This window comes from Janthinobacterium sp. GW821-FHT03C08, assembly GCF_059420905.1.
In genome coordinates this window covers 257,771-271,049 of the sequence record NZ_JBWKUP010000011.1, presented here as the reverse complement: position 1 = coordinate 271,049, position 13,279 = coordinate 257,771, and the positions used below count along the sequence as shown (strand labels likewise).

Sequence of the window (13,279 nt, the reverse complement as noted above, 5' to 3'; positions counted from 1 at the left end):
AAGTATCCTATTTCATTATTTCTTGTGAACATTTGATATTTTAAGTATGACGCCAATCCGAAGATCGGCGCTGCACTTGCATCAAATGTCCACACTTATCGACTGTTAATTGTTAAAGAACGGTATTCGGCACTGCTTATTTGCCACTCTCGCGCTATCGACAAAGCGTTGTGTTTGTCAGCTGCGAAGAAGGAAGAGTATGAAGCATTTCGCTACGTCCGTCAACTCCTTCTTTTTTCTCACTTTACGTTGCATTTGCATGCGTCGTTCAGCGAGGGGGCGAATTATAGCCCTGTCCCGCGCAGCCCGCAAGCGCTAATTTGCAGCTGGGCAAATATTGCTGTGTGATATCGTAGCGCCGACTACACTTTGCCTCATCCATATAGAGTCCCATGCCTATCCCACATATTTTCCCTACCGCCAACGCCGCGCTGTCCAGCGAACTCGACCACGCCATCAATAGCAAGACCAAGCCGCTGGGCAGCCTGGGCTTACTGGAAACCCTGGCCCGCCAGGTCGGCCTGATCCAGCAAAGCACCCGGCTGGCACTGCATCAGCCTGCCATCATCGTTTTCGCCGCCGACCATGGCGTCGTTGCGGAAGGCATTTCCGCCTATCCACAGAGCGTGACCTGGCAAATGGTGGAGAACTTCCTCGGCAACGGCGCCGCCATCAATGTCTTTGCCCGCCAGGCCGATTGCGCCCTCCATATAGTTGACGCCGGGGTGAATCACGATTTCGGCCCGCGCGACGGCTTGCTTGACCGCAAGCAAGGCCCTGGCACGCGCAACTTCGCCCAGGAACCCGCCATGAGCGAGGCCCAATGCCTGGCCGCCATGCAGGCGGGCATGGTCCTGGCCGCCACACTGGAAGGCAATGTGCTGGGCTTTGGCGAAATGGGCATCGGCAATACTACTGCTGCCGCCGCACTGATGCACAAGCTGACCGGCACGCCCGTCGCCGACTGCGTGGGCGCAGGCACCGGCCTGTCCAAGGAAGGTATATTGCACAAGCAGCAGGTGATCGAGGCGGCCGTCGCCCACCATGCGGCAATCCATGAGCCACTGGCCGTGCTGGCCACCTTTGGCGGTTTCGAGATCGCCATGATGACCGGCGCCATGCTCAAGGCAGCCGAACGGCGCATGATTCTGCTCATCGACGGCTTCATCGTCAGCAGCGCCCTGCTGGTGGCGGCCCGCTTGCAGCCAGCCATCCTCGATTACTGCGTGTTTTCGCACTGCTCCGATGAAAACGGCCACCGCCAGTTGCTGGCCAGCCTGGGCGCGCGTCCGCTGCTGCACCTCGATTTGCGCCTCGGTGAAGGCACGGGATCGGCGCTGGCCTTGCCGCTGCTGCACGCGGCCGTCAACTTCATGCGCGAAATGGCCACCTTCACCTCGGCCCAGGTCAGCGAAAAGTCCACGCCAGACTGAGATCATGAGCAATCCCGTTTCCGCCGCAATCCATCAGTGCCGCCTGTTCTTCATCGCGCTGCAGTTCTTCACGCGCCTGCCGATACCACGCTGGGTGGGGTTCGAGCCGACCTGGCTGCAGCACGCCTCGCGCTACTTTCCGCTGGTCGGCGTGGTGGTGGCGGCGCTTTGCGGCGCAGTGTATCTGCTGGCCAGCTGGCTGCTGCCGTCCGCAGTGGCAGTGCTGCTGGCGGTGGCCGCCGGCATCTACCTGACGGGCGCCTTCCATGAAGACGGCTTTGCCGACATGTGCGACGGCTTCGGCGGCGGCCTGACGCGCGAGCGGGTGCTGGAAATCATGAAGGATTCGCGCATCGGCGCCTATGGCGCCATCGGCATCATCTGCCTGCTCGCCGTCAAATGCATGGCACTGGCAGCGCTGCCACCGGCCGTCGTCGTGGCCACACTGTTCATCGCCCATCCGCTCTCGCGCCTGGCGGCCGTCTCGCTGATCTGGCTCATGGACTATGCACGCGACGAAGGCAAGTCCAAGCCCATGGCGCAGGAAATGCGCACGGGAGAATTCATCATCGCCGCCGCCTGCGCCCTGCTGCCCGCCATCGCCTGCAGACTGCTGGGCATATTTGACTGGGGGGCGCTGGTCCTTGCCATCGTGGCGGCGGCGGCTGCCGCATTCTGGCTGGGCCGCAAATGCCAGCGCCGCCTGCAAGGCTACACGGGCGACTGCCTCGGCGCCGTGCAGCAACTGGCGGAAGTGGCGATTTACCTGGCCATCCTGTCCAGCTTTCAGCCCCCTGTCCGCTTCTACTAGATAGAGTCGAAATACCCATGCGCCTGATCCTCATTCGCCACCCCGCACCGCAAGTGACGGACGGCACCTGCTATGGCCGCAGCGACGTGGCAGTGGCGCCGCATGAAATGAGCAGGGCACGCGCCAGCCTGCAAGCGACCCTGCCCGCCGGCGTCCCGCTGTATGCCAGCCCGCTGCGCCGCTGCGCCGACCTGGCGACACTGCTGGCGCAGGACCTGCCCGCCACTGCCCTGCATCTTGACTCCCGCCTGGCAGAGATGGATTTCGGCACATGGGAAATGCGTCCCTGGCACGCGATCGCGCGCCAGGAAATCGATGCCTGGGCCGCCGACGTGGCCTACTACCGGCCCGGCGGCGGCGAGAATGTCGTGGCGATGGCCGCCCGCGTGGACGCGTTTTTAGGCGAACTGTTGCGTGAACAACACGAAACGGCCGTCATCATCTGCCATGCCGGGACCATCCGCCTGCTGTCCGCGCTGCAAACAGGATTGCCATTGGAGGACACGGCCCTGCTGGCGGCCCGTTCCGCCCACAAAATCGCCTACGGCGCGGCGCTCGCCCTCGATTTCTGATACCGAATCGTCCAGCCTGCCATTTCAGTCCCCGCTCACTGCACGTATAATGGCGGGGTTTTGGTGCCCGCGCTCATGTCCATGAGCGCAGTTAAACGGGAAACACGATGCCGCGCCTGCGGCGAACGTGTGCTGCCCCCGCAACGGTAAGCAAGTGTCGCCCCTCCCGACCGGAAGCGGACGACAAGCTCTCTCTGACAACCACTGTGCTTGCAATCATCGAGCATGGGAAGGTGGGATAGCCGTACTTGCCAGCCCGGATACCGGCCAGGACAGGTGGAAGTGTGCGAACGGGGATGTTCGCGATCCGAATGGCCCATGGCCATCTTCGATCGTCATCTTCAGTTCCCACTTCTGTTCAATCTGGCCAACGGGGACGTCGGCTGGTTGCATATTACTTACTGAAAATTATCATGACCCATGCTGTTTCCCGCCACGCGGCGCTCACGTCGCTCGCGCTAGCCATTGCCGCGCCTGCCGCTTTCGCCCAATCCACGCCCGACACCTTCGACCCGGTGGTCGTCACCGCCAACCGCTATCCGCAGCACCTGAGCGAAGTACTGAGCGACACGCAGACCATCAGCTCGGAAGAAATCGCCCGTTCGGGAGCCGGCTCGCTGATCGACCTGCTGCAAAAGCAGCGCGGTATCGAAGTGACCCGCAATGGCGGCGCAGGCACCTCGGCCAGCGTGTTCATCCGCGGCGCGAACAGCAACCAGAATATCGTCCTGGTAGACGGCGTGCGCATCGGCTCGTCCACCCTGGGCACGGCCAACTGGAGCGCCCTCCCCCTGTCGAGCATCGACCACGTTGAAATCGTCTACGGTCCGCTGAGCACCACGTACGGCGCCGATGCCATCGGCGGCGTGATCCAGATCTTCACCAAGAAAGGCGACGGCGCCACGCGCTTCTCCGCTTTCGCCGGTTACGGCAGCAACAACACGCGCCAGGCGGAAGCCAGCGTTGCCGGTTCGACAGGCGGCGTGAACAGCTTCAGCTACGCGCTGGCGGCAGGCAAGGAAAAATCGGATGGTTTCTCCGCATCCAAGCTGGGCGCCTCCTCGTTCACCTACAACCCGGACAAGGACGGCTACGACAAGGAAAGCATCAGCGGCCAGTTCGGCTACCAGATGGCCAAGGGCCATGAAGTCGGCCTGGTGTTTCTGAATAGCGAACTGAAAGCCCAGTACGACGCCGGCCCGGGCTACGATGCGCGCAGCAACCAGAAGCTGCAAAACGTTTCCGTCTTCACCAAGAATGAATTCCTGCCTAACTGGACCAGCGAACTGCGCTACGCGGAAGCGCGCGACAAGTCGGGCGACGACAGCAGCGCGGCATCGTATGGCAAGAGCCAGATCGACACCAAACAGACCGACTTCACCTGGCAGAACGACATCCGCATCGGCCGCGACAACCTGCAATTGCTGGCCAGCTACCGCGATGAAGACGTCATGTCGAGCAGCACGCCGGAAGTGACGGGCGCACGCAATACCAAGTCCTACGCAGCGGCATACAACATGGTACGCGGCGCGCACCTGTTCAATATCAGCGGCCGCCGCGACGACAACTCGGCATTCGGCTCGCACAACACGGGCAGCATCGCCTACGGCTACCGCATCAGCAATGCGCTGCGCGCAAACGCCAGCTACGGCACCAGCTTCCGTGCGCCGACCTTCAATGAACTGTACTACCCGGGGTATGGCCTGGCATCGAACAAGCCGGAAACGGGCCGCAACGCGGAAATCGGCCTGCACTACAACGACGGCGTCTCGCAAGCCAGCGCGACCTACTACCATAACAAGGTCACCGACCTGCTGGTCAACACCACGCCATGCCCGGACCCGCTGTTCAACGGCAGCTATGGCTGCGCCTACAACGTCAACAAAGCCCTGCTCGAAGGCGTGACCCTGGCGGCCAGCCGCAAGTTCGGCGCCTTCAATGTCAGTGGCAATATCGACCTGCAGGACCCGCGCGATGAAACCAAGGACAAGCAGCTGCAGCGCCGTGCCAAGCAGCACGCCAATGTCGCCGTTGACTACACGCTGGGCGCGCTGACCTCGGGCGCCGAATGGCAGCTGTCGGGCAAACGCTACGACGATGCCGCCAACAAGAACATTCTGGGCGGCTATGGCCTGGTCAATCTGTACGCCACCTACCAGTTTGCTCCTGAGTGGTCGGTGCTGGCCCGCTGGAACAACATCGCCAACAAGAACTACGAACTGGCCCGTTTCTATGCGACGCCAGGCTCGAAAGTCTTCGTCGGCGTACGCTACGGCATGAAATAAGCATGATGTAATGATGTAAGCTGCGGGCAATGGCATCCACGCCATCGCCCGCAGTGCAGTCCTGCAGTCCCCGCTTCTTAAGGCAGTCAATGCACCCATTCTTTCGCAACATGCGCCACCGCGCCACCGTGATCATCACGGTACTGGCCGCGTGCGCCGTTGCCAGCCTGATTTTCTCCGGCATGATCGGCTCGATCGCGATCCCGCTCGCCGACCTGCCTTCCGCCCTCTTCCATCTGCTGCAAGGCAAGACCGATACCCTCGCCGCCACCCTGCTCGATCTGCGCCTCGGGCGCGCGCTGACCGCCTTTGTCACGGGCGCGGCGCTGTCGCTGGCTGGCGTCATGATGCAGGCCCTCCTGCGCAATCCCCTGGCCGATCCGTATGTGCTGGGTATTTCGGCCGGTGCTTCCGTCGGCGCCCTGGCCGCGCTGCTGTTCATGTGCGCGCTGTGGGTGGTCGATGCGGCGGCATTCGCCGGCGCCGTCGGCGTGTCCATGCTGCTGTACTTCTTTGCCCGGCGCGACCTGCGCGGCGGCGCGGCGGCCGAAGGCGGCGCTTCGCTGTTGCTGCTGACGGGCGTGATCCTGGCCTCGGCCTGCATGGCCATCGTCACCCTGATGCTGTCGATTGCCCCGGAAAGCCGCCTGCGCAGCATGATCTTCTGGATGATCGGCGACCTGTCCGGCGCGCCGGCGCGGCTGATGCCCTGGCTGGTCCTGGCGGGCGCCCTGTTCTTCGCCCTGCGCTGCGCGCGCTCGCTCAACATCATGGCGCTGCACGCGGAAGCGGCCAGCACCCTCGGCGTGCGCGTGGGCGCCCTGCGCAAGGGCCTGTTCTTCTGTTCCGGACTGCTCACGGCCAGCGCCGTCACCAGCGCCGGCAGCGTGGGCTTCGTCGGCCTGATCGTGCCGCACGCGCTGCGCTTTGCCTGCGGCCCCGACCACCGCCTCCTGATTCCAGCCGCGGCGCTGGCCGGCGGCACCTTCCTCGTGCTGGCGGACACCTTGGCGCGCACCGTGCTGGCGCCCTTGCAGCTGCCCGTCGGCGTCGTCACGGCGATGATTGGCGCGCCCGTCTTCCTGTACCAGTTGCACCGGCTGCGCCGGAGATGAAACAACCATGATCCGCACCTACCAACTTGGCCTGAAGGCAGGCACGCGCTCCCTCGTGGAAAACCTCACCTGGCAAATCAAGGATGGCGAATGCTGGAGCGTGATCGGCCGCAACGGCGCCGGCAAGAGCACCCTGCTGCGCGCGCTGGCCGGCCTGCGCGAACCGGATGCCGGCCACGTGACGGTGCAGGGCCGCGCCCTGGTCGACTGGCCGCTGGAGGAATTGGCGCGCGAACGCGCTTTCCTGGCGCAGGCGCGGCATGACGCGTTTTCCTACCGCGTCATCGAAACCGTGCTGTCGGCGCGCCACCCGTATCACGACAGCCATTACTGGGAAGGCAGCGACGACCAGCGCATCGCCCTGGCGGCGCTGGCCTCGATGGAAGTGGAACACCTGGCCGAGCGCGATGTGCGCAGCCTGTCCGGCGGTGAGCGCCAGCGCGTGGCAATCGCCGCCATGCTGGCGCAGGACACGCCCCTGCTGCTGCTGGACGAACCGGCCAACGCGCTGGACCTGGCGCACCAGGTCAGCGTCATGGGGCTGCTGGCCCGGCTATGCCGCGAACAGAACAAGACCGTGGTGATGGTGGGGCATGACCTGAACTTGGCGCACAGCATCTCGACGCATGCGCTGCTGCTGATGGGCGACGGCGGCTGGCTGGCCGGTCCCGTGGCCGACGTGATGCAGGCATCCATCCTGGGCGACTACCTGGGCCACCCGATCGAGATCATCGATCACGGCAAACGCAAGATATTCATACCGAAAGAGGATTTAACATGAGCGATAACAAACCCATCGACGCGGACACCGCCGCCATCAACGAGCGCCACCGCGTGCGCATGGAACGCAAGAAGGCCATCATCGATGCGGCCATCGCCAAGGCCGACAAGGAAATCGGCATCATCATCGTCAACACGGGCAATGGCAAGGGCAAGAGTTCGAGCGGCTTCGGCATGGCCATCCGCGCCATGGGACACGGCATGAAAGTGGGCGTGGTGCAGTTCATCAAGGGCGCCATGTCCACGGGCGAAGAAAAATTCCTGCGCCGCTTCCCCGATGAAATCAGTTTTCATGCGATGGGCGAAGGCTATACCTGGGAAACGCAGAACCGCGAACGCGACATCGAAAAGGCCGAACTGGCGTGGGAACAGGCGAAGAGCTTCCTGGCCGATCCCGCCTATGGCCTGGTACTGTTCGACGAACTCAATATCGCCCTCAAGTACAAATACCTCGACGTGCACAAGGTCATCGCCGACCTGCTGGAACGCCCGCACATGCAGCACGTGGTCATCACGGGCCGCGGCGCGCCCGATGAACTGATCGCCATCGCCGACACCGTCACCGAGATGGCCGTCGTCAAGCATGCGTATGCGGCCGGCATCGGCGCGCAACTCGGCACCGAGTGGTAACAGCGCCATGACGCGCACCCTGGTCTTCGGCGGCGCCCGTTCCGGCAAGAGCGCCTACGCCGAGCAGCTGGCCCGCGCATCGGGCAAGGAAGTGCTGTACATCGCCACGGCGCAGGCGGGCGACGGCGAAATGGCCACGCGCATCACGCATCACCGCGCGCAACGCCCGGCCGAGTGGACCACACTGGAAGAGCCGCTGCGCCTGGGAGACGCGCTCCTGCAGCATGCGCGCCCCGGCCGCCTGCTGCTGGTCGACTGCCTGACCCTGTGGCTGACGAACCTGATGTTTTCCAGCGGCGAGAGCTATCCCGACGTGGGCGATATCGCCCTGCCGGAGCTGTTCCACAGCGAGCGCGCGCACCTGCTGTACGCGCTGGCCGAAATCGGCGACACGGACTGCGACCTTGTGCTCGTCTCGAACGAAGTGGGCATGGGCATCGTGCCGTATGGCGCCATCTCGCGCTGCTTCACCGATGAAGCGGGCCGCCTGAACCAGGCCGTGGCCGCCGTCTGCGACAGGGCCGTGTTTGTCGCCGCCGGCCTGCCCCTGTACCTGAAAGGCGGCCCATGCTGAGCGGCTTGTCGCTGCCCATGCTGGCCGCCCTCATGACGGCCGGCGTGCTGCTCGACATGCTGCTGGGCGAGACGCGCCGCTGGCATCCACTGGTGGGCTTCGGCCGCCTCGCCAGCGCGCTCGAGCGCCTGCTGAACCGGGGCCGCGGACGCTTCCTGCGCGGCGCGCTGGCCTGGTCATTGGCCGTGCTGCCCATCAGCTATGCCGCCTGGTGGCTGTGCGGCCTGGCGGGCGCCGCCCTCCACGTCTTCCTGCTGTACCTGTGCCTTGGCTTGCGCAGCCTGCGCGACCATAATCAGCCCATCGCCGACGCCCTGGCCATGGATGACCTGGACAACGCGCGCCTGCTGACGGCGCGCATCGTCAGCCGCGATACGGCCAACGCGGACGCGGCCAGCCTGGCCAAGGCCAGCACAGAATCCCTGCTGGAAAACGGCAACGACGCCGTCTTCGGCACCCTGTTCTGGTTTGCCGTGGCCGGCGGCCCCGGTGCCGTGCTGTTCCGGCTCGCCAATACGCTGGACGCCATGTGGGGCTACCGTAACGAACGCTACGACTGGTTCGGCTGCTGCGCCGCGCGCATCGATGACATCCTCAATTATCTGCCGGCGCGCCTGACGGCCCTGTCGTACGTCTTGCTGGGCAAAAGCATGGCCGACAAGCGGCGGGCCTGGCACTGCTGGCGCACGCAGGCACCGACCTGGGGCAGCCCGAACGCGGGTCCCGTGATGGCCAGCGGCGCCGGCACCCTGGGCCTGGCCCTGGGCGGCGACGCCGTCTACGACGGTGAACTGGAACGCCGCCCGCCGCTGGGCAGCGGCCGTCCCGCAGAAGCGCGCGACATCGACCGCGCCTGGCGCCTGGTGGCCGAAACGGCCGTGCTGTGGCTTATCTGGGTGGCGCTGCTGGCAGGCCTGTTTTATCTACGGGAGACCTATCTTGCTTGAACATGGCGGCAACCTGCGCGACGCCGCGCGCGAATACGGCCGGCCCATCGGCGAGTGGATCGACCTGTCAACGGGCATCAACCCGCACGGGTATGCAGCGCCAGCACCGGATGCCAACGCCTGGCACCGGCTGCCGGAAGCCGATCCCGCCCTGGCCGCAGCCGCCTGCAGCTACTACGGCGCGCCAGCCATGCTGCCTGTGGCGGGCACGCAGGCGGCCATCCAGGCCCTTCCCCGCCTGCGCGCGCCATCGCGCGTGATGGTGGCGGCGCCCTCGTATGCGGAACACGCGCACCACTGGGCCCAGCACGGCCACCAGCTGCGCCAGCTGCCGTATGCGCAGCTGGGCGATGCGGTGGACCACTGCGACGTGCTGGTCGTCTGCAATCCGAACAATCCCACGGGCGAGCGCATCGCCGCTGAAGTTTTGCTGGAGTGGGCGCATAAACTGGCCGCACGCGGCGGCTGGCTGGTGGTCGATGAAGCCTTTGGCGACACGGAAGCGCATGCCAGCCTGGGACAGCATACGAGCCAGCCGGGCCTGATCGTGCTGCGCTCGGTGGGCAAGTTCTTTGGCCTGGCGGGACTGCGCCTGGGCTTTGTCGCCGCCCATCCCGCCTTGCTGTCCCAGCTGGCCGACCTGCTGGGACCGTGGACCGTCAGCGGTCCGGCGCAGCAGGTGGCGCTGGCCGCCCTCGCCGACACACACTGGCAGGACACCATGCGCGAGCGCCTGCGCGGCGAAGGCCTCCGTTTGCAGCAGCTGCTGGCCGCCCACGGTATCGCCAGCGGCGGCACGGCGCTGTTCCAGTGGTGGCCGGAAGCGCGCGCCGAAGCCTGCTGGCGCCATATGGCCGAACAAGGCATCTGGGTGCGCCTGTTCCGCCACGCCGCCCACGGCATCCGCCTGGGCCTGCCCCACGACGAACACGCCTGGCTGCGCCTGCAGCAGGCCCTCACCGCATGGAAAAACACATGAACACCTTGAAAATATCGCTGCTGCTGGCCGGACTGATCTCGCTGCAGGCGCATGCCGCCATCAGCGTGCGCGACGACGATGGCAATGTCGTCACCCTGGAAAAACCGGCACAGCGCATCCTGGCCCTGGCGCCGCACATCACGGAAGTACTGTTCGCGGCCGGCGGCGGCGAAAAGATCGTCGGCGCCGTCAGCTATAGCGACTATCCGGAAGCGGCAAAAAAAATCCCGCAGGTGGGCGACAACCGCCAGTACGACATGGAACGCATCATCGCCATGAAGCCGGACCTGATCGTCGTGTGGATGCATGGCAGCGCCGAACGCCAGATCGCCATGCTGCGCCAGTTGAAGGTCCCCATCTACCACAGCGAGCCGCGCAAGCTCGCCGACATCCCCAGCGGCATCGAGCGCCTGGGCCAGCTGATGGGCACGGAAGCGGTGGCGAAACCGGCCGCCGCGCAGCTGCGCGCCAAACTGGCCAGCCTGACGGCGCAATACGCGCAGCGCCCGCCCGTGCGCGTGTTTTACCAGGTGTGGGACAAGCCGCTGTACACCCTGAGCGGCGCGAGCATCGTCAGCGATTCCATGCGCGTGTGCGGCGGCCAGAACATCTTTGCCGCGATGAAGGTGGTGGCGCCCGTCGTCACGCCGGAAGGCGTGCTGCAGGAAGACCCGGAGGTCATCTTCGGCACCAGCGAAAAGAGCGACCCGCGCAGCGAAGGCGGCCTGGCCATGTGGCGCACCTTCCCGTCGATGACTGCCGTGCGCAAAAATAACCTGTTCCGCCTGAACGGCGACCTGCTGAACCGCGCCGGACCGCGCATGATCGAAGGCACGGCCGCCATGTGCGAACAGCTGGAGGTGGCGCGCCAGCGCCGCGCCAAGTCCGCGCCATGAGCCACTACGAGCGCATCGCCTGTCTGTCGACGGAAGCCGTGGAAACCCTGTATGCGCTGGGCGCGGAAGACGTCATCGCGGGCATCTCCGGCTTTACCGTGCGCCCGCCCCGCGCGCGCGAGGAAAAGACCAGGATCAGCGGTTTTTCGTCTTCGAAGCTGGAACGCATCCTGGCCGTGAAACCGGACCTCGTGATCGGCTTTTGCGACATGCAGGCCGATATCTGCCGCGACCTGGTCAAGGCCGGCATCGAAGTCCACCAGTTCAACCAGCGCACGGTCGACGGCATCCTGCGCATGATCGGCGTGCTGGCCGCGCTGGTACAGCGCGAAGAGGCGGGCAAGGAGCTGGTAGCCAGCCTGCGCGCCGACATCGCCGCCGCGCAAGCCCGCGCCGTAGCCTGGACGCGCAAGCCCGTGGTCTACTTTGAAGAGTGGAACGACCCCCTGATGAGCGGCATCGGCTGGGCGGCGGAACTGATCGGCATCGCCGGCGGCGCCGACGCCTTCCCGGAGCTGTCGACGCAGCCGGGCGCGAAGGAGCGCATCATCGCCGACCCGCAGGACGTGGTGGCGCGCGCGCCCGACATCATCATCGCCAGCTGGTGCGGCAAGAAATTCCAGCCCGCGCAACTGGCGACGCGCCCGGGCTGGGCAACGATACCGGCCGTGCGACACCAGATGCTGTTCGAGATCAAGTCGCCCGATATCCTTTCGCCCGGCCCGGCCGCCATCACGCATGGCTTGCGCCAGATCAGCGACATCATCGCGCAATGGCAGCATCAGCAGGAGCAAGCAACATGAAGACACCCTTCCCCGCCCTGATGGTACAGGGCACGACCTCCGACGCGGGCAAGAGCACCGTCGTCGCGGCCCTGTGCCGCCTGCTGAAACGGCGCGGCGTGACGGTGGCGCCCTTCAAGCCGCAAAACATGGCCCTGAACAGCGCCGTGACGAGCGACGGCGGCGAGATCGGCCGCGCCCAGGCCCTGCAGGCGCTGGCCTGCGGCATCGCGCCGCACACGGACATGAATCCGGTGCTCTTGAAACCGTCGTCGAACACGGGCGCGCAAGTGATCATCCACGGCAAGGTACGCGCGGAAATGGATGCGCGCGACTACCAGCAATATAAGACCATCGCCATGGACGCCGTGCTCGAATCCTACGCGCGGCTGCGCAGGCAGTACGACGCCGTCGTCGTCGAAGGCGCGGGCAGCCCGGCGGAAGTGAACCTGCGCGCGCGCGACATCGCCAATATGGGTTTTGCCGAAGCCGTCGACTGCCCCGTGATCCTGGTGGCCGACATCGACCGGGGCGGCGTCTTCGCGCACATCATCGGCACCCTCGCGTGCCTGTCCGACAGCGAGCGGGCACGCATCGTCGGCTTCGTCATCAACCGCTTCCGCGGCGACATCTCGCTGCTCACGCCAGGCATCGAGTGGCTGGAACAGCAGACGGGCAAGCCCGTGCTGGCCGTGCTGCCCTACCTGCAAGGCCTGTTCCTCGACGCGGAAGACGCCGTCGAGGCGATGCAGGCCGAACGGGGCGCCTTCAAGGTAGTGGTGCCGCAGCTGCCGCGCATCAGCAACCACACGGACTTCGACGCCCTGCGCGCCCATCCCGACATCGACCTGCAATTCGTCAAGCAGGGACAGCCGATTCCGCCGGCCGACCTGGTGATCCTGCCCGGCAGTAAAAACACACGCGGCGACCTGGCCTGGCTGCAGCAGCAGGGCTGGCCTGCCTATCTGGCGAAGCACCTGCGCTATGGCGGCAAGGTGATCGGCATCTGCGGCGGCTTCCAGATGCTGGGGCAGAGCGTGCGCGATCCGCTGGGCGTGGAAGGCACGGCGGGAGAGTCAATCGCACTGGGCCTGCTCGACATGGCGACTGATTTAACAAGCGAGAAGCGGCTGGAACAGGTACGCGGCCACTGCGCGTTTGCCGGCCCGGCCGACGCGCCCGTGGCCGGCTATGAAATCCACATGGGCGTCTCGCATGGCGCGGCGCTGGCGCAGCCAGCCTTCGTCATCGACGGCCGGCCCGAGGGGGCCGTATCGGACGACGGGCAAATCCTGGGCAGCTATTTGCACGGCATGTTCGACACGCCCACCGCGTGTTCGGCGCTGCTGCGCTGGGCGGGGTTGGAATCGGCGCACTCGGTCGATACGGCAGCCCTGCGCGAAGCCAGCCTGGAACGCATCGCCGATGCCGCCGTACCGCTGCTCGCTGCGCTCGATCACATGAAACGCTAGCAA

13 protein-coding genes and 1 riboswitch are annotated in these 13,279 nt (G+C 65.4%); all 13 genes read left to right on the top strand.

The features are described 5' to 3' along the window. The first annotated feature begins 392 nt into the window (after positions 1-392). The 13 genes from cobT (at position 393) to AC07VL_RS17965 (ending at position 13,276) form a co-directional block, all read left to right on the top strand. Complete coding sequence (gene cobT, locus AC07VL_RS18025) at positions 393-1,433, top strand: nicotinate-nucleotide--dimethylbenzimidazole phosphoribosyltransferase (protein ID WP_494807044.1); 1,041 nt, start codon at positions 393-395, stop codon at positions 1,431-1,433. 4 nt (positions 1,434-1,437) lie between these two features. Then, on the top strand, positions 1,438-2,244 hold the full coding sequence (locus AC07VL_RS18020) for an adenosylcobinamide-GDP ribazoletransferase (RefSeq protein WP_494807043.1): 807 nt from the start codon (positions 1,438-1,440) through the stop codon (positions 2,242-2,244). A 17-nt stretch (positions 2,245-2,261) separates the two neighbouring features. After that, positions 2,262-2,816, top strand: coding sequence for a histidine phosphatase family protein (locus tag AC07VL_RS18015; RefSeq protein ID WP_494807042.1), 555 nt, complete (start codon positions 2,262-2,264; stop codon positions 2,814-2,816). A 44-nt stretch (positions 2,817-2,860) separates the two neighbouring features. Next, positions 2,861-3,102, top strand: a riboswitch (cobalamin riboswitch). Between the two features lie 127 nt (positions 3,103-3,229). Beyond that, positions 3,230-5,101 (top strand): TonB-dependent receptor domain-containing protein, encoded by a 1,872-nt coding sequence (locus AC07VL_RS18010; RefSeq protein ID WP_494807041.1) that lies wholly within the window; start codon positions 3,230-3,232, stop codon positions 5,099-5,101. Positions 5,102-5,190: 89 nt separating this feature from the next. Continuing rightward, positions 5,191-6,216, top strand: coding sequence for a FecCD family ABC transporter permease (locus tag AC07VL_RS18005; protein WP_494807040.1), 1,026 nt, complete (start codon positions 5,191-5,193; stop codon positions 6,214-6,216). A 7-nt stretch (positions 6,217-6,223) separates the two neighbouring features. Beyond that, positions 6,224-6,997, top strand: coding sequence for an ABC transporter ATP-binding protein (locus tag AC07VL_RS18000; RefSeq protein ID WP_494807039.1), 774 nt, complete (start codon positions 6,224-6,226; stop codon positions 6,995-6,997). Next, on the top strand, positions 6,994-7,626 hold the full coding sequence (gene cobO / locus AC07VL_RS17995; RefSeq protein WP_494807038.1) for a cob(I)yrinic acid a,c-diamide adenosyltransferase: 633 nt from the start codon (positions 6,994-6,996) through the stop codon (positions 7,624-7,626). Before AC07VL_RS18000 ends, cobO begins: the two co-directional genes overlap by 4 nt. A 7-nt stretch (positions 7,627-7,633) precedes the next feature. Beyond that, the gene (cobU, locus tag AC07VL_RS17990) at positions 7,634-8,200 is read left to right on the top strand and encodes a bifunctional adenosylcobinamide kinase/adenosylcobinamide-phosphate guanylyltransferase (protein ID WP_494807037.1); all 567 of its coding nucleotides are present in this window, start codon (positions 7,634-7,636) and stop codon (positions 8,198-8,200) included. After that, positions 8,194-9,147, top strand: coding sequence for an adenosylcobinamide-phosphate synthase CbiB (cbiB, locus tag AC07VL_RS17985; protein WP_494807036.1), 954 nt, complete (start codon positions 8,194-8,196; stop codon positions 9,145-9,147). The genes cobU and cbiB overlap by 7 nt, the downstream gene beginning before the upstream one ends. Next, positions 9,140-10,126, top strand: coding sequence for a threonine-phosphate decarboxylase CobD (cobD, locus tag AC07VL_RS17980; RefSeq protein WP_494807035.1), 987 nt, complete (start codon positions 9,140-9,142; stop codon positions 10,124-10,126). Before cbiB ends, cobD begins: the two co-directional genes overlap by 8 nt. Beyond that, the gene (locus AC07VL_RS17975; protein ID WP_494807034.1) at positions 10,123-11,022 is read left to right on the top strand and encodes a cobalamin-binding protein; all 900 of its coding nucleotides are present in this window, start codon (positions 10,123-10,125) and stop codon (positions 11,020-11,022) included. The genes cobD and AC07VL_RS17975 overlap by 4 nt, the downstream gene beginning before the upstream one ends. Next, on the top strand, positions 11,019-11,825 hold the full coding sequence (locus AC07VL_RS17970) for an ABC transporter substrate-binding protein (RefSeq protein ID WP_494807033.1): 807 nt from the start codon (positions 11,019-11,021) through the stop codon (positions 11,823-11,825). The genes AC07VL_RS17975 and AC07VL_RS17970 overlap by 4 nt, the downstream gene beginning before the upstream one ends. Continuing rightward, positions 11,822-13,276: a cobyric acid synthase gene (locus AC07VL_RS17965; protein WP_494807032.1), complete on the top strand. Its 1,455-nt coding sequence runs from the start codon at positions 11,822-11,824 to the stop codon at positions 13,274-13,276. Before AC07VL_RS17970 ends, AC07VL_RS17965 begins: the two co-directional genes overlap by 4 nt. The last annotated feature ends 3 nt before the right edge of the window (positions 13,277-13,279 follow it).

What these genes read in the sequence shown, in the direction of transcription:
- AC07VL_RS17965 (WP_494807032.1), top strand. Translation starts at nt 11,822, where the DNA reads ATGAAGACACCCTTCCCCGCCCTGATGGTACAGGGCACGACCTCCGAC.
- AC07VL_RS18005 (WP_494807040.1), top strand. Translation starts at nt 5,191, where the DNA reads ATGCACCCATTCTTTCGCAACATGCGCCACCGCGCCACCGTGATCATC.
- AC07VL_RS18010 (WP_494807041.1), top strand. Translation starts at nt 3,230, where the DNA reads ATGACCCATGCTGTTTCCCGCCACGCGGCGCTCACGTCGCTCGCGCTA.
- AC07VL_RS17975 (WP_494807034.1), top strand. Translation starts at nt 10,123, where the DNA reads ATGAACACCTTGAAAATATCGCTGCTGCTGGCCGGACTGATCTCGCTG.
- AC07VL_RS18015 (WP_494807042.1), top strand. Translation starts at nt 2,262, where the DNA reads ATGCGCCTGATCCTCATTCGCCACCCCGCACCGCAAGTGACGGACGGC.
- AC07VL_RS18000 (WP_494807039.1), top strand. Translation starts at nt 6,224, where the DNA reads ATGATCCGCACCTACCAACTTGGCCTGAAGGCAGGCACGCGCTCCCTC.
- cbiB (WP_494807036.1), top strand. Translation starts at nt 8,194, where the DNA reads ATGCTGAGCGGCTTGTCGCTGCCCATGCTGGCCGCCCTCATGACGGCC.
- cobO (WP_494807038.1), top strand. Translation starts at nt 6,994, where the DNA reads ATGAGCGATAACAAACCCATCGACGCGGACACCGCCGCCATCAACGAG.
- cobU (WP_494807037.1), top strand. Translation starts at nt 7,634, where the DNA reads ATGACGCGCACCCTGGTCTTCGGCGGCGCCCGTTCCGGCAAGAGCGCC.
- cobT (WP_494807044.1), top strand. Translation starts at nt 393, where the DNA reads ATGCCTATCCCACATATTTTCCCTACCGCCAACGCCGCGCTGTCCAGC.
- AC07VL_RS17970 (WP_494807033.1), top strand. Translation starts at nt 11,019, where the DNA reads ATGAGCCACTACGAGCGCATCGCCTGTCTGTCGACGGAAGCCGTGGAA.
- AC07VL_RS18020 (WP_494807043.1), top strand. Translation starts at nt 1,438, where the DNA reads ATGAGCAATCCCGTTTCCGCCGCAATCCATCAGTGCCGCCTGTTCTTC.